Source organism: Larkinella terrae (assembly GCF_009668025.1).
GTDB lineage: Bacteria > Bacteroidota > Bacteroidia > Cytophagales > Spirosomataceae > Larkinella > Larkinella terrae.
The window spans coordinates 235,316-255,097 of record NZ_WJXZ01000001.1; the positions used below are offsets into that span (position 1 = coordinate 235,316).

At 46.9% G+C, this 19,782-nt stretch carries 16 protein-coding genes and 1 tRNA gene; 14 read left to right on the forward strand and 3 right to left on the reverse strand.

The features are described from left to right. Positions 1 to 148 precede the first annotated feature (148 nt). On the forward strand, positions 149 to 1,252 hold the full coding sequence (gene ychF, locus GJJ30_RS00955) for a redox-regulated ATPase YchF (RefSeq protein WP_154172222.1): 1,104 nt from the start codon (positions 149 to 151) through the stop codon (positions 1,250 to 1,252). Positions 1,253 to 1,625: 373 nt separating this feature from the next. Here ychF and GJJ30_RS00960 read toward each other — a convergent pair whose 3' ends face one another. Beyond that, entirely contained in the window at positions 1,626 to 2,942 is a 1,317-nt protein-coding gene (locus GJJ30_RS00960; protein ID WP_154172224.1) for a type IX secretion system plug protein, read from the reverse strand. A 110-nt stretch (positions 2,943 to 3,052) separates the two neighbouring features. Between GJJ30_RS00960 and GJJ30_RS00965 the strand changes: the two genes are divergently transcribed. Then, the gene (locus GJJ30_RS00965; protein WP_154172226.1) at positions 3,053 to 3,976 is read left to right on the forward strand and encodes a bestrophin family protein; all 924 of its coding nucleotides are present in this window, start codon (positions 3,053 to 3,055) and stop codon (positions 3,974 to 3,976) included. A 57-nt stretch (positions 3,977 to 4,033) separates the two neighbouring features. After that, entirely contained in the window at positions 4,034 to 4,831 is a 798-nt protein-coding gene (locus tag GJJ30_RS00970) for a DUF3667 domain-containing protein (RefSeq protein ID WP_154172228.1), read from the forward strand. Between the two features lie 9 nt (positions 4,832 to 4,840). Here GJJ30_RS00970 and GJJ30_RS00975 read toward each other — a convergent pair whose 3' ends face one another. Continuing rightward, positions 4,841 to 6,832 carry an ABC-F family ATP-binding cassette domain-containing protein gene (locus GJJ30_RS00975; RefSeq protein WP_154172230.1) on the reverse strand — a complete coding sequence of 664 codons (1,992 nt, stop codon included), beginning with the start codon at positions 6,830 to 6,832 and terminating at the stop codon, positions 4,841 to 4,843. 94 nt (positions 6,833 to 6,926) lie between these two features. Here GJJ30_RS00975 and GJJ30_RS00980 point away from each other — a divergent pair. From GJJ30_RS00980 to GJJ30_RS01030, 11 genes are all read left to right on the forward strand, one after another. Then, positions 6,927 to 6,999, forward strand: a tRNA-Thr gene (locus GJJ30_RS00980). Between the two features lie 181 nt (positions 7,000 to 7,180). Further along, positions 7,181 to 8,479, forward strand: a complete 1,299-nt coding sequence (locus GJJ30_RS00985) for a site-specific integrase (protein ID WP_154172232.1) — start codon at positions 7,181 to 7,183, stop codon at positions 8,477 to 8,479. A gap of 45 nt (positions 8,480 to 8,524) precedes the next feature. Beyond that, positions 8,525 to 9,349: a hypothetical protein gene (locus GJJ30_RS00990; protein ID WP_154172234.1), complete on the forward strand. Its 825-nt coding sequence runs from the start codon at positions 8,525 to 8,527 to the stop codon at positions 9,347 to 9,349. A gap of 91 nt (positions 9,350 to 9,440) precedes the next feature. Further along, positions 9,441 to 9,761: a helix-turn-helix domain-containing protein gene (locus GJJ30_RS00995; RefSeq protein ID WP_154172236.1), complete on the forward strand. Its 321-nt coding sequence runs from the start codon at positions 9,441 to 9,443 to the stop codon at positions 9,759 to 9,761. A gap of 5 nt (positions 9,762 to 9,766) precedes the next feature. Then, positions 9,767 to 10,189 (forward strand): hypothetical protein, encoded by a 423-nt coding sequence (locus GJJ30_RS01000; protein ID WP_154172238.1) that lies wholly within the window; start codon positions 9,767 to 9,769, stop codon positions 10,187 to 10,189. 125 nt (positions 10,190 to 10,314) lie between these two features. Further along, on the forward strand, positions 10,315 to 11,025 hold the full coding sequence (locus tag GJJ30_RS01005; protein WP_154172240.1) for a hypothetical protein: 711 nt from the start codon (positions 10,315 to 10,317) through the stop codon (positions 11,023 to 11,025). Next, positions 11,022 to 12,377: a replicative DNA helicase gene (locus tag GJJ30_RS01010; RefSeq protein ID WP_154172242.1), complete on the forward strand. Its 1,356-nt coding sequence runs from the start codon at positions 11,022 to 11,024 to the stop codon at positions 12,375 to 12,377. The genes GJJ30_RS01005 and GJJ30_RS01010 overlap by 4 nt, the downstream gene beginning before the upstream one ends. Positions 12,378 to 12,394: 17 nt before the next feature. After that, the gene (locus GJJ30_RS01015) at positions 12,395 to 12,796 is read left to right on the forward strand and encodes a hypothetical protein (RefSeq protein WP_154172244.1); all 402 of its coding nucleotides are present in this window, start codon (positions 12,395 to 12,397) and stop codon (positions 12,794 to 12,796) included. A gap of 14 nt (positions 12,797 to 12,810) precedes the next feature. Then, a complete protein-coding gene (locus GJJ30_RS01020; protein ID WP_154172246.1) occupies positions 12,811 to 13,491 on the forward strand; it encodes a terminase small subunit in 681 nt (226 codons plus the stop codon). After that, positions 13,391 to 14,848, forward strand: coding sequence for a terminase large subunit (locus GJJ30_RS01025; protein WP_154172248.1), 1,458 nt, complete (start codon positions 13,391 to 13,393; stop codon positions 14,846 to 14,848). The genes GJJ30_RS01020 and GJJ30_RS01025 overlap by 101 nt, the downstream gene beginning before the upstream one ends. 29 nt (positions 14,849 to 14,877) lie before the next feature. Then, the gene (locus tag GJJ30_RS01030) at positions 14,878 to 15,555 is read left to right on the forward strand and encodes a hypothetical protein (RefSeq protein ID WP_154172250.1); all 678 of its coding nucleotides are present in this window, start codon (positions 14,878 to 14,880) and stop codon (positions 15,553 to 15,555) included. A 113-nt stretch (positions 15,556 to 15,668) separates the two neighbouring features. Here the strand turns inward: GJJ30_RS01030 and GJJ30_RS01035 are convergent, their stop codons facing one another. Then, positions 15,669 to 19,751: a tape measure protein gene (locus tag GJJ30_RS01035; protein WP_154172252.1), complete on the reverse strand. Its 4,083-nt coding sequence runs from the start codon at positions 19,749 to 19,751 to the stop codon at positions 15,669 to 15,671. Positions 19,752 to 19,782 lie beyond the last annotated feature (31 nt).

Here is a 19,782-nt window from a genome sequence, read left to right on the forward strand (position 1 = left end):
TTTTTTGTTTTTCGCCCCCGAATGTCCGAACTTTGCGAAACAATTGTGAATGAGTGAATGAGCGAATGAGTGAATAGCCTGCCGGATTCTTGTCAAACTATTCACTCATTCGCTCATTCACTCATTCACTCATTCAAAATTAACATTCATGAGTCTTCAATGCGGTATTGTCGGGCTGCCCAATGTGGGGAAGTCCACGTTATTTAATGCGATTTCGAGCGGGAAAGCCGAAGCGGCCAATTATCCGTTCTGTACCATAGATCCCAACGTCGGTGTCGTAACCGTCCCCGACGAGCGGCTGGACACCCTGGAAAGCCTGGTCAAACCCCAGAAAGTGGTGCCCACCATTATTGAGTTCGTCGACATCGCCGGATTGGTCAAGGGCGCCAGTCAGGGACAGGGGCTGGGCAATAAGTTTCTGGCGAATATCCGGGAAGTTGACGCCATCGTCCACGTTATCCGGTGTTTTGAAGACGATAACATCGTGCACGTTGAAGGGCGCGTCAACCCGATTTTCGACAAGGAGATCATTGATATTGAGTTGCAGCTGAAGGATCTGGAATCGGTGGATCGCAAACTCCAGCGGACCGAAAAAGCCGTTCGCGCCGGTAGCGATGCCAAGGCAAAAGCCGAATTGGAAATATTGATCCGGTACAAAAAGGCGCTGGAATCCGGCTTGAACGCCCGTGCGGTGGACGTAACGCCGGAAGAACGCCAGGCGGCTGTGGGCGAACTTCAGTTGCTGACGGTAAAACCGGTTATCTACGTCGCCAACGTCGACGAAAAATCGCTACCCGGCGGCAATCAGTATTCCGAGCAGTTGAAAGAAATGGCGAAAAAGGAAGGCGCGGAAGTCGTCATCGTGTGTGCCGCCATCGAAGCCCAGATTGCCGAAATGGAAGATCCGGACGAACGTCAGCTCTTTCTGGAAGAATACGGTTTGCAGGAATCCGGTCTGGATCTGCTCATCAAAGCGTCATACCGTTTGCTAAATTTGATTACTTATTTTACGGCCGGTGTCAAGGAGGTTCGCGCCTGGACCATTCAGCGCGGCTGGAAAGCTCCACAGGCTGCGGGCGTGATTCACTCCGACTTCGAAAAGCACTTCATTCGCGCTCAGGTCATCAAAATTCCGGATTTTGTTCAGTATAAATCGCAGGCCGCCGTTCGCGAAGCCGGAAAGCTCTCCGTCGAAGGCAAGGAATATGTCGTGGCCGACGGCGACGTCATGGAATTTCTGCACAGCGCTTAACGATAGCGGGTTAATCACCCGCTTTTTTATTCTATGAGATAAAAGAAGGGAGATTAAAGATTTATCATCCTAATATGAGTTAGTTGGTCTCACTTCTTTTCCTCTTATCTGACGGTTTATTATCCAATCGGAAAGCGATGGAACATGCAGCAGGTGAACGTCAACTCGCTGAAAGGCGACGACGGGCTGGTGGCCTCTCTCCTCGACTTTTTCAAATTTCTGCAAGGTCTGTTCGCCAGGAAGCTATTATGAGACAAAAGCCTGAGCGCCATGACCACCTGGATCAACGATAAAAAAGGTGAACCGAGTTACGGCATGGGGTTCTACCATTCCTATTTTAAAGATCAGTTGATGGATTTACTCCTGAAATAACTCACTTCCGCTTATTGTAACCAATTCGCCGGTAGCCAACCAGTTGATCGGCCCGCGAGGCTGGTGGGCGGTGATAGACCAAAATTTCGTAGTCGTTTTCCGTCGCCGAGTAATTTCCCTCGATCAGGATTTCGTTACCGGAAAGGTTCATTCCGGAGCGCGTCACGGGCGGGGGAATGCCTTTTACGGAATAATTGTAATTGTAAACGCCCTGTTTCAATGGTATTTCGGCCCGATACGCCCGCAACTCCGGCACATAACTCATTCGGTTCAGGTCGTTCAACTGCCAGAAATTGAAGGCGCTGTTCACAAAAATTTCGGCATTGGCGATCTCATCCATGCGCAGGGTAAAAACCGTATTGATGTAATCGGATTGCGTTGCGCCGAGGTGCGTTTCCAGGTGGTCGATGACGTATTGACCGTTGAAATCGTCGGTTTGTACGTAAACGCCCACACTGCGCGGGCCGTCGGTGTTCACAAAAGCCGTGTTCCGTTCCTCCCGCCGGTCGATCCGCTCGATGTAATTGCCGCGCGACAAAACCGTTCGGGTATCAAAATACCGGTATTCGTTGCCGCCGGGAAAGGTGTTTTTCAAATCGAAAAGCCGGTATTCCAGCAGGTTATCGAAGGCCCGAACGTTGGTGGGGCGCAAACCCGTAACGACGCGGTCGTCGCGGTAATCCTGCCGAATTACAATTTTCAGGTCGTCCTGCGGGGAAATGAGCGGATAACCCCGGTAACTGATTTCGAAGTTGATCTGCTGGTCGGTAAACCGCAGTTGAGGGTCGTTGGCAAACTCTACTGCCGCCGAAACGTTCACGCGGTTGAGATAGGCACAAAACCGGCGGCTGAAATAAATCTGACGCGGATTCCGCTCGTTATAGACCACCAGCACATAATTGCCCGGCAATTTCACCTTCGGCACCGGAAACCGGTAGTGGTAATACGGGATTTTGGTGTTCTGCGAAATCTGGTAATCCTGAATCGGATAGTCGTTGTATTCGTACGTAAACTCGATGTCGTTCAGCAGAGAGCGTTCCCAATTCGCGTTGCAATGCACGAACTTGGCCCGAAAAGGCCGAAAATTAGCCGTCAGATCGTCGAACTCCAGCATCAGTTGCGTTTCGACCGATTGATCGATAACCGGCGGGTTCAGGGTCTGCGCCGGATTGGTCGGGTCGCTGCCCAACACCGGATACAACAGCACGGTTTTGATGGTCTGATCAAAAATCCGATCCTGCGTCGGCAGGTTTTGGGCCGACGCCCGGAAGAACGCGAAAACTGTAAGCAGCAGAAAAAGCCGACGAGATGGTATCATTTAGGTATAAACAAATTCAGTATAACTAGGAACGAAATTTTAGGATAAGGCGGTATAAAAAACAATTCAGTGTGTATTTTTGAACTCAGCAATATGCAAAATAGCCTAGGATGGTCACTTACAACACAAAAGAGTGGGTACGGTTTTTAGTTAATTTCCCAAAAGCTGATACCGTTCGGAAGCTGCTGCCATTTTTAGCCCTGATGGCTTTTTACTCGTTTCTGGTGGCTTTTACTACGTTGTCTATTTTTCAATTGACCGACAACTCGGATTTGCGGCATATTTCGGTGATGCATTCCCTACTCGGTTTTGTAATTTCGCTGTTGCTGGTTTTCCGAACCAATACGGCGTATGACCGCTGGTGGGAAGGCCGTCGGCAGTGGGGCGCGCTGACCAACAACAGCCGAAATCTGGCCCTGAAACTCGAACCGCTGCTGGACGAAGCCTCTGCCGACGACCGGGAGTTTTTTCGGGTGATGATTCCCAACTTCGCCTTCGCAATGAAAAACCACCTGCGGGCGCATTTCAACGAGAAGGAGTTTACCGAATGTGCGGTTTTTCGGCTTTCTGACCTCAATCGGCACGAACACGTTCCGGCGCAGATTTCGGCGGCAATTACCCGCAAAGTCTACGAACTGCACCGCCGGGGCGTCCTGATTCCCGAACACCTGCTTTTTCTGAACAACGAGCTCCTGAGCTTCATGGATATTTGCGGCTCCTGCGAACGGATCAACAAAACGCCGATTCCGTTCTCGTACAGCTCGTTCATGAAAAAATTCATCTTCATATACTGCATTACGCTACCGGTCGGTTACGTGTTCAGCCTGCACTATTTTGTGGTGCCGTTTGTCGTCTTTATTTTCTACGTGCTGGCCAGTCTGGAAGTCATTGCCGAAGAAATCGAGGATCCGTTCGGAACCGACGCCAATGATTTGCCCGCCGAAACCATTTGCAAAAACATTCGTAATTCGATTCAGCTGCTCCTGCCGGTTTCTGAATCAGCATCGACCCTAACGAGTTCCGACCTTTCCTGAGTTGTTGTTCCGATAGAAACCGCTATTTTGCCGCCAGCTTCATCCTATCCTAACCCAATGAGTCTGACTGCTTTAAAAGAATGTCCGAACTGCTCGGCAACGCTGGAGGGAACTGACAAATTTTGCCCCAACTGCGGGCAAACCACCTCGATTCACCGGTTCAATCTGCCGCACATTTTTCACGAAATTTTCCACGCTTTCACCCATGCCGACAAGGGCGTGCTTCTCCTGCTGAAGGAACTGGCGATCCGTCCCGGAATTGTGGCTCGTGAATACATTCTGGAAGGTAAACGGAAGAAATATTTCAATCCGTTTACGTTTCTCCTGCTAATGGTCGGCTTGACATTATTAGTTAATTCGGTGTTTCATCCATATACAGATAGAACGCAAAATCTGGTTAAACGGGCAGAAGCAAAACAATACCGAAGTGAGGAAATGAGGCAGCGAATGATCGGTTATGCTGAACGGCAACAAAATATGCAGACATTTATCGAGAAGAAGAATAACCTGATTATCTTTCTCTCCATTCCCTTAATGGCCTTCATTTTCTGGCTCTTCTTTCTGCGTTCGGGCGTTAATTATGCCGAACACCTGGTCGCCCAAGTATTCTTTACCGGTTTTTACGCCCTGGTCGTTTTTGTGCTTCTAACGCCGTTGCTTAAAACAATTCCCGGTTTTTGGAGAATCCAGTTGTTGCTACACGTGGTTTATCTTACCATTGCCTATTACCGGTTTTTACCCGGAACCCGCTCCTTTGGACTCCTGAAAACCCTCGGGGCCTCGCTGCTGGCGCTGATGACCTGGATGGTATTTTCCTTTGGAGTTGGCTTCCTGTATATTCGATACGGTGGATAAACCCGGGCCTTACCCCAGTTTTTTCTCTAATTTCTCGGCTTCCAGCATCGCATCTTCCCATTGCTCCTGAACGGAGTCAAGCTGGGTTTTAAGTCGCTGGTAATCGGCGGTTTTAGCCTGCATCTTCTTGCCATCGGCCACAACGACCGGGCTGGCCATTTCGGCTTCCAACTGCTTGATCTGTTTTTCCAGACCCGCAATTTTCTGCTCAAATTCCTCAGATTGCTGCGTCGCTTTTTTCAACGCCCGCTGCCATTCCTTCCGCTCTTCGTCATTGGCCGAAACCGGTTTTTTGCCATTTACCGATCCATTGGAATTGTTGTGCTCGCTTTTGTCCGCCAATTTTCCGTTCGAGTTGGACGACGCCTGAGGAGCAGCGGTTTTTGTATCGACCGGATTCGCCTTGCGCTCTTCCATCCACCATTCGTATTCGTCGTACGTGCCGGGGTATTCCTTGATCTGCTCGTCTTCGATGTACCAGATTTTGTTGGCGATCTGCGACACGAAATACCGGTCGTGGGAAACCACCACAAACGTGCCTTCGTACTGATCCAGGGCCTGAATCAGGATATTCACCGACTGCATGTCCAGGTGGTTGGTCGGCTCATCCAACAGCAGGAAGTTGGCCTGCGAGAGTAACACTTTTGCCAGCGCCACCCGCGACTTCTCGCCCCCGGACAGTACCTTGATTTTCTTGAACACATCGTCGCCCGAGAACAGGAAACAGCCCAAAACCGTCCGCAATTCAGCTTCCGATTTCGTCGGATTCGCCGATTTCAGCTCTTCCAGCATGTTATCCTCCACGTTTAGCGATTCCAGCTGGTGCTGGGCGTAGAAACTGAACGAAACATTATGTCCCAGCCGCCGTTCGCCTTTGGTAGTCGGTTCAGTTCCCGCAATGATGCGCAGCAAGGTTGATTTCCCGCGACCGTTGGCCCCGATCAGCGCCACGTGATCCCCGCGCTCAAGTCGGGCGTTGGCATGCGTCAGAATCTTTTTCTCGCCGTAATTCTTCGTCACATCGTCGAGGTGCAGAATATGGCGACCGGGTTGCGTCGAGAAGTTAAACCGGAAGTTCACGCGGGCGTTTTCGTCAATAACCGCATCGACCCGATCCATTTTTTCGAGCATCTTCACCCGGCTCTGGGCTTGCTTGGCTTTGGTCGCTTTGGCTTTAAAACGCTCGATAAACCGCTCGGTCTGCCGGATTTTAGCCTGCTGATTTTCGTAAGCACCCTGCTGAATTTCGTTCCGCAACGCCTTCTCTTCCAGGTAGAAAGAATAATTGCCCGAGTAATAATTCAACTTGGCGCCCGACACCTCCACAATACTATCGACCACATTATCCAGGAATTCGCGGTCGTGAGAAACCACAATAACCGCTCCTTCGTAGTTCAGAATGTATTTTTCAACCCAGACAATGGAAGGTAAGTCCAGGTGGTTGGTCGGCTCATCGAGCATGAGCAGCGACGGTTTTTGCAGCAACAGTTTCGCCAGCATCACGCGCATGCGCCAGCCCCCGGAGAACGACCGGAGGGGTTGGTGCAGATCATCGGTTGAGAAGCCCAGACCTTCCAGAATTTCCTCCGCTTTTGACTGAATCGTATAGCCGTCCAAAGCCGCAAATTCGTCCTGCGCCCGCGCCAGTTTGTCGACCAGTTCGTCGCGGTAGTTGACTTCCATTTCGTGCAGCAGGCCATCGATGCGCTTCTGCAGGTGGTTCTGGCGTTCAAAAGCCTGCATGGCCACCGACAGAATGGAGTCGTCGGTTTGGTAAGAAAGCAAATCCTGGTTCAGAAAACCGATGGTAACGTCGCCCGCTTTGGAAATCGTGCCACCGTCGAGCTGGTATTCGCCCATGATCAACCGCAGCAGGGTCGATTTTCCGGTTCCATTAAGGCCAATGAGACCAATTTTCTGACCGGGCTTGATGTGCATCGACGCATTTTCGTAGAGCGCCCGGCTACCGAGGTAATAAGACAGGTTGGTAAGAGAAATCATGGCGCGAATTTACGCATTTTTGCTGCGTTTGCTTGCATGATTTCGAAAGAACCCGTTATATTTGCACCCACAAATTGAAGAATTACTTCAATTTGCCTCCTTAGCTCAGTTGGTAGAGCGACGCATTCGTAATGCGTAGGTCGCAGGTTCGAGTCCCGTAGGAGGCTCATTTTTTGAATAAGGGTTAATCAGTTTTCGAGCGTAAAACCTCAAAATCAACTGGTTAACCCTTTTTGCTTTATTATACTTTACTGTAAATAATTAGGTTTAGTAAAGAAGTTCCGTCCCCCATTCCGTCCCCTTCTCATTTTTTATTCTTAACTTGGAGTTGTTCAAACCAGGTAATCAATGAAAAGCATAACCGATAAGGGTATTAAATTCCTGTTGAAAGACGCCAGTTCAGATCGTCCAACTCTAATTTACCTTGTCTTTCGCTATGATAACGGTCGATTTAAAACGTCGACCGGTCAGACCATTGCACCCTATTTATGGGATCTGGTAAAGCAGCGTGCCCAAACCAATTTAAGAAATCGACAGGAGCGGCAAATTAATGAAACGGTCAATGCTCACCTCGAACGGCAACGCTCAGCCCTACTCAAGGTCCTCAATTCCCTTCAACTGGCTCAGATCCCGCTGACCAACGAGATCATCAAGCAACACCTTGACAAGGAGCTGGGTAGAAATAAAAAAGAAAAGGAGCCTGATACGCTTCCGGAGAGCTTCACTGATTATATCGAGCGCTTTGTGCAGGAAGCCACGGCCGGCAAACGACTTACTTCCAAGAGTACCCTTTACGCCAAGTATACGCGGGACGGATATATGAAGCTAAAACGTATTCTGGAAAAGTATCAGGCTGAAACCGGGAACAATACTAACTATGACTCTTTCTCGCTCGAATACTACCATAATTTTAAGCTTTGGTTGACAGGCCGGGGACTGGCGCTCAATTATGTAGGTACGCTGTTGAAAGACTTAAAAGTCATGCTAAAGCAGGCCCACGCAGACGGCTTGCACAGCAACCTGGTCTTTCAACATAAGGACTTTAAAAAACTGGTTGAGGATGTAGACAACATTTATTTGTCTGATGAAGAGTTGACCCGCCTGTTCGAAATCGACCTGTCCCACAACCTTCGGCTCGATAAGATCCGGGATCTATTTTTAATCGGTTGCTATACTGGCCTTCGGTTCTCTGACTTCTCCGAACTCCGGCCAGCGAACATTACTCACAATGGCCGTATTCTGACCAGGAAGACACTCAAAACGTCAGAACGGGTTTCGATCCCGTTAAACCCTAATGTCCTTTCTATTCTCTCAAAATATGATGGCATTCCTCCACAAACGATCAGTAATCAAAAGATGAATGATTATCTGAAGGAATTGTGCCAGGGTGCGGGATTAAAGGATCGAATTGAAGTTAGCCGGACTAAGGGAGGTCTCAAACAAACACGCTATCTCGAAAAGTGGGAACTGGTTACAACTCATACTGCCCGGCGATCGTTTGCAACAAATGCGTTTCTGGCCAAAGTGCCTACTGTGTCTATCATGAAGATTACCGGTCATAAATCGGAAGCTGTATTTCTGCGCTACATCAAAATATCGTCAGAACAGAATGCATTGCTGATGCTGGAACACCCGCATTTCTCGTGATTAACAGCACAATTCTTAGTCGTTTATTAAAAACTAAATATTGTTATGGAATCAGAAAGACGTCAGTTATTAGACAATAGAGTATTTGACCAATATTCGGCCTGGTTAGGAGAATGGATACATATTGTAGAACGTGTATTGTCAGACATTTCGCTTAAACAAATGGGTAAAGAAATTGAAATTGATTTAACATATTGGACAAAACAATTGATCAAGATTCGCGAAAGCTTCGATTCCAAAATCGAAACGTTTCGGAATGAAATTGAAGACAATATTTTCAATATAAGTGACGAGTCAAATCGAGTCCGATACTTTAGAAAATTAGAACAACTGACGCTAAAAACTAACCTAAATCGGAGTTCAGTGCTGGAAAAGGCCGATTATGTTAAATACTATTTTATTGATAAAGGGCAAAATGACCAGGCATTTCAATTTTTTCACATTGCTGCTATCGCATTACCTTCTTGTTTTGAGGGGGTGTTGAAATCTATTTATGAAGAAATTTTTGGAGATGAATTAAAATCGCATCCCATTTTCATCGAGAAAGAAACTTCTAATAATCAGTTATTATCAGATCAAAAAGCACACTTAGAGTCAAGTGTAAAGTTGCAATGGAATTGTAAACCGGCCATTGCTGGATATATTATATCTGAACTTATTAGGGCCGGTTATATTGATCCTCCAACAACTCATGGTGATCTGAGTTACGCTAAATTAGCTAGTATCTGCTTTAAGATTTTTGATATTCAAAATGATGGAAGACCGACTACCCTCGATTATTTAAAAAAGGTTGTCAACCCTGAATCAAACAGTTTACCTGATTATAAACGCGCCAAACTGAAGCTTCCTGACCTTGACCAGTTGGCTTAAACGTTTTAAAGTTACTGTCGCGACAGTAATGGGATAGTTTGCGAATATTCATTTGTCTCACCTTTGCTGTACATAAAAAACAAGAACGACTATGTACGGAACTGTCACCCAAATTCAAGTCACCCCAGACCAATTGACTGAACTGGTTCGTGGAGCCGTTCGCCAAGAACTGGCGAACTACACCCCCCCTACTCCAGAGGGCATTAACCTTCCCGATCTGTTAACGCGGCGGCAAACAGCCGAAACTTTGCAGGTCTCACTAACTACTCTCCATGATTGGGCCAAAGACACTAATGATCGAACTGCAATTCTAGTTCCTCTTAAAATTAACGGCCGTGTCCGCTACCGAAGGACAGATGTATTGGCTGCTCTAAAAGAATCTCGTCGATTTAAGGGTATTGTAGAAGGGTGAGTATTATGAACGCGCTCGAAATTCTTTGCTCTTTAAAGCGTCAGGAAAATAAGCGAAAATTTCCTCACCTTGTTCCTACGCCGTATCCTCATTATAATGACCGCACAGCATGGGATTTATCAATTGCCATTGTTGATTTCCTGAACTTACGCGGGCATTTTACAAGTCGCTGCTCTATTTTGAGAACCCCCCAAAATACCCCGTGGATTGTCGGAATCCGAAAGGTTGTGATGACGGATATTCTCTTGGTTGCCAAAACCAAACCCTTCTACATTGCTATTGACCCATGCAGTAAACAGGAATCATTTCACCGTTCCCGCAAAGACGGTGGCATGGAAATTTTGGTTACCAACTTTCAACAGTTTTTCGACTGGTACACGGAACGGATTGAAAGACTTTCCCTGGCGATTGCTGAATCGACTGGCTAAATATCATCCCTGATCTGCCATTAAAAGCGGATTCCCTCACATTTTCGGCGGCAAAAGGCAAACAAATTTTCACACTTTATCAGCAGTGTACTTCCTGCCAACGGGAAGAGTGCGCTCATCGAACGATGGACAGCATCGGATATTTGCTAACAAAGGCTTTTTACGCTGAATGGAAAGAGAATGAAGCCATGCAAGTGGGTTGTAAATCACACCATTCCAGCCTATACACTTGGCTATGCGAGCTACGCAACATAGTCAAGGTCGAAATATTGGATTTGCCACGTGAATACACCATGAAAATGGCATTCATCGGCTCGCCATCTACCTTGGATAAATGCATTGAGGATTTAGCTGAATGGGGAATAATTGAGATTGTTTTCCGGGGAAGAAACCAATGGTCAGGCCCGACGAAAGTAAAAATTGCCTGTTCATTTATGAACAAGCACTGTACAAGCACTGTACCGGCAGTGAACCAGCATCGTACACGCACTGAACGCGCACTGAACACTATTAAAAGTAATAAAACGGGTAAAAAGAAAAAGATAGATAAAGAAGGAATTATTGACAAAGTTCTCTTCCGAGAAAATGTGCTTTTGCTCCAGACCGAATTCGATACGTTGGTTGAAAAGCATGGGCAAGCCTTTGCTTCCGACTGCTTGGATAAGTTATCGAGTTACAAACTCGCTAGTGGTAAGAATTACGAATCCGATTACGGCGCCATCAATCAATGGGTGATCAAGGCCGTCAAAAAAGATAATACAGACGTTCTATCCAGACCTTTGCTCAATGGACTGGCTGTTGCTCCCAACCCCACCGTAAATCGACTTCAACGATGAATACACTTACCTCCTCCGCTCATTTAGTCAACGTTGATATCGAACTCGAAGCGGCCGTCTTAGGCGTCGTCCTGCAAACTCCGGGCAAAGCAGCCGACTTGCTACGCTATATCCAAAAACCCACGATTTTTTACCATTCACTTCATCAACACATTTACGAAGCCATTGCTGACCTGTATGCTCAAGGCAATGATTGCGACCTTATGGCTGTACGGCAATGGTTAAAAAGTCACGGACACGATACGACGAACCTGTTTAATATCATCAGCCAGAACATCTTTTTTGATTTGGCGCCCAAATGCCTTATTCTTTTTGAATTAGCAGTTAAGCGCTATTTAGGCCAGTATGGAGAAAGAATAACCCGAATGGCAAGCGATCCAACAACAGATGCTTTGCAACTGTTGGAGCGGGTCGACGGTGACATTGACAACATCATGGGATCAATCCAGTCCATGAAACGGCCCTCCGTAAATGACCACCTGAAAGTATTCCTGAATGGCCTGGACGGAAAAGCCAAAAATAATGGACCATTTACCGGGCTATCGACAGGCATTCGTACACTCGATGAGCAGACCAACGGTTTAAAGCCCGGCTGTCTTTACATCCTGGCAGCGGGAACTGGTGTAGGCAAAACCGCCATTGCTGGCCACATTGTCAAACATCAGATTTTAGAAGTGGGGAATGCCGTAGGCTTTTGTACACTTGAAATGAAGGGCTCGGAGATACTCAGTCGATTTGTAGCGGCAGAAACGGGCTATAGTAACTACGAACTGGACCGGGGTAAAGGAATAGACCCTTATAAAATCAATGACGCGGTGACCCGTCTCTCTGATAAACCGCTCTACATCTGGGATAAACCCATCGAGTTGATCCAACTCGAATATCAGGCTTCCGAGTGGAAACGGCGATACGGTATTAAATTATTGGTGATTGATTATTTGCAACTGGTCAAACATAGTATGGTCAAAAACCGCTATGAACGGGTATCCGAAATCAGTTTAACCTTTAAGGAAATGGCGCAGGAACTGGACATCGCCGTATTGGCTCTGGCCCAGCTCAATAGAGACCATGACAAAAGGGAAGGATGGAAAAAACGCCCTAAACTGTCGGATTTACGGGAATCTGGTCAGATTGAACAGGATAGCGACGGTGTTATGATGTTGTTCCGGCCGCATAAGTTTGGCCTCAATTACGCCGATAGCAGCATTATCATTACACCACAAACGCTAGAAATCCATATTCCCAAATGGCGTAATGGGATGCCAACAGATGAAGATTACCCGTTGCTAGCCTATTACGACGCACCGACAAACCGGGTTGGTTCAGTGCCTTTTCCAGATGTACCATTTTAATCCAAACAACTTTAGTCATGCCACAAGAAAAAGGATCAATTCAGCCCGAAAAACCCAAAATGGGTACTATTACCGAAGCGTATCTGGACATTGTTGATCAGCGAGAACGGGCAGACCCCACCTTTGACCGTCAGATGTTGGCAGATTTATCGAAAGGACGTCCGCAGCGGCTACAAGCCTATTTGAAAAAGCAGAACCTGACTTATCTGCATTTACTGATCGTCGAGAAAGAAGATGAGGAAACCATTGAAGTAACGACTACCGATGGCACCGGAGCAAAAAGCACCCGGATCATAACCCCTGAGGAGGAAGCGCTGCTCAAACCACAGGCCCTGTTTATCCAGCGGATTGTATTTGAAGATTTCACCATCGGACGACCGTTTTCACTCACAACCAGTACAGAAACGAAACGACCCTAATTAAAGAGAAAGTAATGGAAGATATACCACCGGAAAATATCGAACCGACTGAAGTAGTGGAGCTTGAAGAAGAGTTGAGCGTAAGCCTTTGGAGCGAAGGGTTGAGCCACAAACAAAGGGCTTTTGTGGAGGAATATGTAAAAGATTGGAACGCGACTAAAGCGGCCGAACGAGCAGGTTATAGTGCGAAAACTGCTAATGAACAGGGGAGCCAGAACTTAGCAAAACTTAGTATCCAGAAAGCCCTGAAATTGTACATGGCCGGTCGCGTCATGTCAACGGAGGAAGCGACAGACAATCTAACTATGTGGGGCCGGGGATCATTAGCTCCTTTTCTATTTGCCGGTGAAATAGATCTGGATTCACCCTCTGCTCGTGAAAATATTCGACTTCTCAAGAAAGTAAAACAGGTCAAAACGGTCCGGCGGGGTGAGGATTTCACCTCGGAGACCACCCGTACCGAAATTGAGATTCATGACCCCATGACCGCATCGATTAAGATTCTGGAGATGGACGGCAAGTTTGTCAAAAAGATCGAGCACAGCGGACCCGGTGGTAATGCTATTTCTATTGATGATGTAAGCAATCTATCTAATGAGCAATTACGTGACCGAATTGCAGCGACTCGAAATCGAATTGCTGCAATTACAACTGGAGGAGGATCAGCGAACGCTGGCCAGGAGCAGCCTGAGTGATTTTATCCCTTATCTGCGCGGAGATAAGTATCAGCAACAGTGGTTCCATCTGCTTATTGCAGACAAAATGCAGAAAGTCTACGAACGGGAGATTAAAAAACTGATGCTGTTCGTCCCTCCACAACATGGAAAGAGTGAAATTTCGACCCGTAGTTTCCCGGCCTGGGTAATGGGAAAGAACCCCGAAACCCAACTGGTGGTCTGCTCTTATTCGGCGGATCTGGCCAGCTCGTTTAACCGGGATATTCAGGTCCGGATGGATAGCGAAAAATACCTCGCCTTGTTTCCCGGTACGCGGCTCAATGCCAGTAACCTGGTGACCACCGCGCGGGGAGGTTCCATCCGCAATAGCGCCGTGTTTGGCATTGTTGGCCACGAAGGATTAGTCCGCACGGTAGGTGTAGGAGGTGGGATTACGGGCAAACCGGTTGATGTAGGCATCATCGATGATCCGATCAAAGGTAGGCAGGAAGCCCAAAGTCTAACCACGCGGGATTACGTCTGGAACTGGTACGTGAACGACTTTGAAACCCGGTTACACAATAACTCGGTTCAGGTGCTGATCATGACGCGCTGGCATCAGGATGACCCCGCAGGCCGGGCACTGGAGCGGGATGGATACTGGAGTGAAGACAACCCCTTTGGCTGGCACGTCATTACGTTTCCGGCCCTGCGTACGGGAGACATCAACAATTTTGATCCTCGCCCCATTGGAGCGGCTTTATGGCCCGAAAAGCACTCACAGGCTAAAATTGAAAAAGTGCAGAAAGACAACCCAATTACGTTTAACTCCCTTTATCAGCAGGACCCGAAACCATCACCGGATGCGTTGGTGTATCCCAACTGGTCAACGTGTCCCGAGTTTCCAAAATTCCTCAATCGGACGGTGTATGCCTTGGATTTTGGGTTTACCAACGATCCGACCGCTTTGATTAAAGTGGGTCAGGAGCGCAACCGGCTTTATCTGGATGAACTGCTTTACAAAACCGGGTTGAATACCAAAGTACTGGCACAAACACTGCGTCAATTACGGGTATATCCTTCGGATATTATCGTTGCGGACAGTTCGGAGCCGCGGACCATTAGTGATTTACGGCAGGAAGGCTTTACCGTCGTGCAGGCCATCAAAGGACCAGGTAGCGTTAACGCCGGAATCGATACGATGAGGTCGTATGAGCTTTTCGTTACCGAGCGTAGCCGCAACCTACAAACTGAGCTTCGGTCCTACGAATGGATCATGGCGGGTAACGTGGCAACCAATATCCCCATCGATGCCTTTAACCACGGTTTAGATGCGTCCCGGTATGGAGCCCGGTTCCTCAAACAAGGTGGTGGAGGTGGAATTGAACAATCGTAAACACATAAAAACTACAGTAAAAATAAACTATGCAAACGCCAAATAAAAATATATTGACAACCTCCGATCCAAGTAAATTGAGTGGTATGGAAGCCCGGCAATTAGTATTTGAACACATCCGTGTTGCAACTGTCGCGGCAATTGAATATGAACTTTTCCTGGCCGAGCAGCAGCTTGAAGCGGGCGAAATCAGCAAGGAATTGTATCAACTCAAAATTGATCTTGCCCTGGATGAATTAAGCCTGTTTAACGAGCCGGGACAAGTTGCACTGAAACCGTTTTGTAATGTCGCCGAACTAATGAACGATCTTTCGTCGATTGGTTTAGGTCCGATGCGTAAATGGTGGACAGATGAAATAGAATGGATGTCCGCTTCGAACAATTTCGACGTCAGCTCTCCCGGATCTAATACCCCGCATAATTATTTGGCCTTGTATTTAAGTTCAGAAAGCGAGCATTACGTCCGGACTCTCAAGCTTAACCTGACGATACACAACCGGATTGACAGCGGCTCGGCTTGCTTTTTTCTTGCCCAAATAGTACCCAAATTGTTCCAGGCAATCAAACAATCTGTGCCGCCCGGTTTATGTGAAGCTATTCTCACTCAAACAGAATTTTGGTATATGACTAATGCCTATATCATTGGAACCGAATGGGAAAACGGCATTAAGTCTGCCTCATATAGCATCATTATTTCTAGTAAATAAATGATGTATCAACTCAGTCCAAGTTTTTTTAGAGGTTATTTACAGCGTGTTTTAAGAATTAAATATTTGCGGCAGACATTCACCCGGCATCTACTTCTGGAAAGAAGCTTATTTTAACGCCTATTATATCTTCTATCTAGATACTCCGTTAGATTGCGCCCCTGTTTAATGAACCGATGGAAACCTTCTTCGTCAATTATAGTTTGATGAATCGGATTATCGAGCAAAACCCTTCTCAGTGCCTCTTCAAATTCAGTTACATTCATGCCTGAATTATTTATTGCAATCGGTTGTAATTCCCGCTGACGACCTTCGCGAAGCCTACTAATTTGCGCCTGGTTCAGTAGTAAATCCTGTTCCATCCGCTGGATAGCCCCTTTCCTCTTCCAGTCCGCAATGAGTTGCGTCGTGTCGTAGGCTGGTAAAATGGTATCACCGGCTTTGGTGTCAATGATTGTGGGCGTATCAACCAGCGTTGCCCGGTTATCGTGAAACCAAAGTTCGGCCCCGGCTTCCCCGGCGAGTGCCGGACCCGAATAGGTATTAGAAGCCTTTTTACCGGTTTTGTATTGAGGGATGGGCGTTGCGGCTACAGCCGCCAATTGAACAGCCCCAAGTGCTAAAATCAATGGAAATAGAGGGCCAGCAGAAACGGCACGAGCCGCAGTATTGATAATAATTTGAAACATTGCGTTAGCCTTATCAGCCCTTGCTTGTCTGTTTTTGATTTCGCGCTGTTTTTTGTCATAATCTTCTTCGATACGCGCCTGTTGCTCCTTATTTTCACCAACCAACTTCAATTCGTACTCTTTTTGCTTTTCGAGGTAGTCTAACTCCCGATCACGAAATGCGGATGCTAAATCAAATATTGCTTGAGCTGCTTGAGAAACAGCCGATAGTACAGCTTGAATGAGTTGCGCGCGCTCATCTGCCTCTCTTTGCGCCTGAGCGATATTAAAATCAGACGTTTCTTTACTGATGTCCTTTTCAGCGTCAGCCGCGTCTTTCTTCTTTTTGAGAGTTACCTTAGTAAGATTTTCCTTCTTTTTGGCCTCTAATTCGTCGATTTGGATCACAGCAGCCGCCTTTTCTTTCGCTGTTCGCCCCTCTTCGGCTGCGTATTTTTTTAAAGACTTAATTTTTGTGTCGATCAAAAAGTTTGACCGGATAATGTCATCATCAGCAGCGGCAGTTTGGGCGGCAAGAATCTCTTTAATATTCTTTAACCGAAGATTATGGATTCGAATATCGCCCTCCTCTTCGGTAATTTGCCGGTTTGCAACAGCAACCTTTATATCGGACTCGCTCTTTTCGTAAGCCGAAACAATGGTTGCTAATTGTCCAAGGTAGCCCTTTTCGGCTTCTGCATCAATTGACTGTAAGCCATCTTTTACGGCTTCCATCATCAATTTCCAGTTTTTCTTTTCAGCGTCGAGCCTGTCATCCAAAAAGACTTTTTGAGCATTGCTTAACTCGGCTTGCGTTTCTTTGTATTCCGCAGATTCGGTTTTATTTGCCGCCCTTAGAATGTCCTGACGGGCCTTGATGCCCTGTACTGTTACATCGTATCGTTGCTTAACAAATTCCGTTTCAGATAGGCTACCGTCTTGCCGCTGTACGTCTAATCCCGAAAGGGCATTCTTGGTATTGGTTTTAGAGGTATCTAAGGACGATTTTAGTTTATCGTCGATCAGTTTGCGCTTTTCCTTTAAATAATCAACCTGTAGCGAAAGAAGTTTATTATTTGCCTCTTTCACCTCTACAGCCTTATCATCACCAGCTTTTTTCAGAGTTTCAATCTCCTGTTTTAATGCAAGAGTCTGAATTTTGAATTTTCTTTCCGCGAAATCCTGTTCAATTTTCTCCTCTTCCTCTGCACTACCTTTGGAGATTCCCAGTTTTTCTTCTTTCTCTTTTGATAGCAGCAGCAGGCGGTTTTCAGTTATTGCTCGCTGAGTTTCTAAAGACTTTTTAAGTACATCTTCATTATTTGGGTCAGCGCCTGACGGCTTACCTTGCTCACCTAGCGGGTTGAGTATGCTGTTTTTGTCTTTTTGAAGTTTGGCAATTTCAGCCTTTTTTTTATCTAAATCTTTAAACTGGCTCCGGCTCAATAGGGTGAACGCTTCCGCCTGTTTTTGGGCAATCTGCTTATTGAAATCTTCAATTTTCAATAATTGATTCGCTACTGCATCACCGGACTTTTCAATAAATTGTCGTAACTGACCGTCGATTGTGCCGCCCATCGCCAATATTTGCTTTGCAGCATTCAGTGCATCAGTGGTGCTTTCCTTGACGGACGAGGTCAACTTATCGACATTTTCGGGCGTAACATTTCGAACAAACGGAACACCGCCACCACCCGCAGGCCCAACAACTTCCTTGCCGGTGTTCACGGCGGCCCGCGCAACCCGAATGCGGTTTAAGGCTAAGGTTGCCTGATCTGCATAGTCTTTAATTGCCTCGCTGTTGAGTTGCTTGTTTAATTCCCGTTGCGCTGCTGCAAAATCCCATACAGCAACCTCATTTATTCCCAACGAATTCCCATACTGATCTATACCGTAAGATGCCTGAGGGACGGCAGCGGCAATCTGATTGATTACCTTTTGCAATGTGGCTTGCTCTTTGGCGTTCAAATTTGTTTTGTGCGCTAATTTATCGTGTTGTTGGAGTAGAGGTACGAGATTTGCCAATAACCCCTCAACTACTTCATCTTGCTCCGAAAAAGCGCGCGAAGAACCAACTACGGCAGGCGAAACCAATTCCCTCAACGACCGCGCAAGCCACAAAGCGGACGCGGTCGTTTTGTCCATTAAATCCGTTAAACGAAAGTTTCTGATCCACTCTATACCTTCGTTGGACAAACGGGCAAGGTTGGCACGTACCCCCTCAATTCGCTTTTCATTATTGGGATTAAAGGTCTTTTCGAGTTCAGCGGCAAATTTAGGCAGTGCATCTTCTGCCAAAACCTTACCGGCTTTCATCATATCGCCCAGCTTGGCGGTTGATACGCCAAGAGCACGGGCCATAATCTGAACAGAACCAGGCACGGCCTCCGCCAATTGACCCCTGAGTTCTTCGGATGAAATCACACCCTTACCCATCATTTGAGAAAGCGCCAAATAACCCTTTTCGAGCTTCTCATTTGACAATTTAAGGCGACCACCCGTTAGGGCCATTGCCTTAAAAATCGTATCGGTAGCTACGCCCTGAAGGCCGGTTTTGCGGCTGTTGGCAGTTAATAACGCGTAATGCGCTTCGAGTTTGGCGTATTCAATTCCTAACTCTTCGGAAGTTTTAATTAAAAACCGCTGCTTACGGCTAAAATCCTCCGAGTCGTCCGAAACAGCCAGCAGCGAAGCGTCCAGACTGTCAATGTCAAGCGTCAGGTCGAATGTCTTTTGAAGAGCAGTAAGGGCTGAATCTATTCCAATCATGGAAGCCGTAAACTGCAAGGCACGACCCGTTGCTCCTAGTAGCGAGGTTCCATAATTACCGACATTCATTTGATGCCGACCGAGCCCCGCATTGAAATTCTTTAAAGCAGCTTCGTTTTTGGTGATTTGGTTGTAATAGGCAACTGCGGCTGAATTATTCTTATTCAGTGCGCCGGTGCTAGCATCCAAAGCCCCCGGCTTTTTTTTTAATTCAGCCCACAGTTCCGCCGTTTGCCGTTGAAGTTTGTTATAGGAGCCGTTGGCCGAATCGACCGTTGATTTTGACACCTTCAACGCACTATCAAAAGATTTAAAAACCGAATTGAGGTTTTTTACTTCCGATGCAATTTTCTTCTTTTGGGATAGGTAGTTTTTTTCGGATGGGTCTAACGCTTTGTACTGAGCATTTAACTTATCAAGCTGGCTCGCAAAGTCTTTCAGGGCTTCACGTTGCGCCCGTTCGGCATCTGCCAGATTGCCCAAACTCTTATTTGCGGACTCAATCGTCTCTTTGTGGCCTTTAATAGCCCGGTCAAAATTGGCTAATTGGTCAAATGCATCCTTTTGTGTGACATTAAAATTGGTAAGCTGATCTATAATCCCCCTGAGTGAATTTTTAGCAGCGTCAGATTGGCCCTTAAAACGAGTTGCCCAAGATTCGAGGGATTTACCAAGGTCGTCGGTCGAGCGGGATAATTTCTCAAGTTCTGAGTACCACGCAGGAAAATTAAATAAATCGGAGTTCTGAATTGCGGCCACAGCAGTAGAGGGCTTTCAAGTGTGAAAGCCG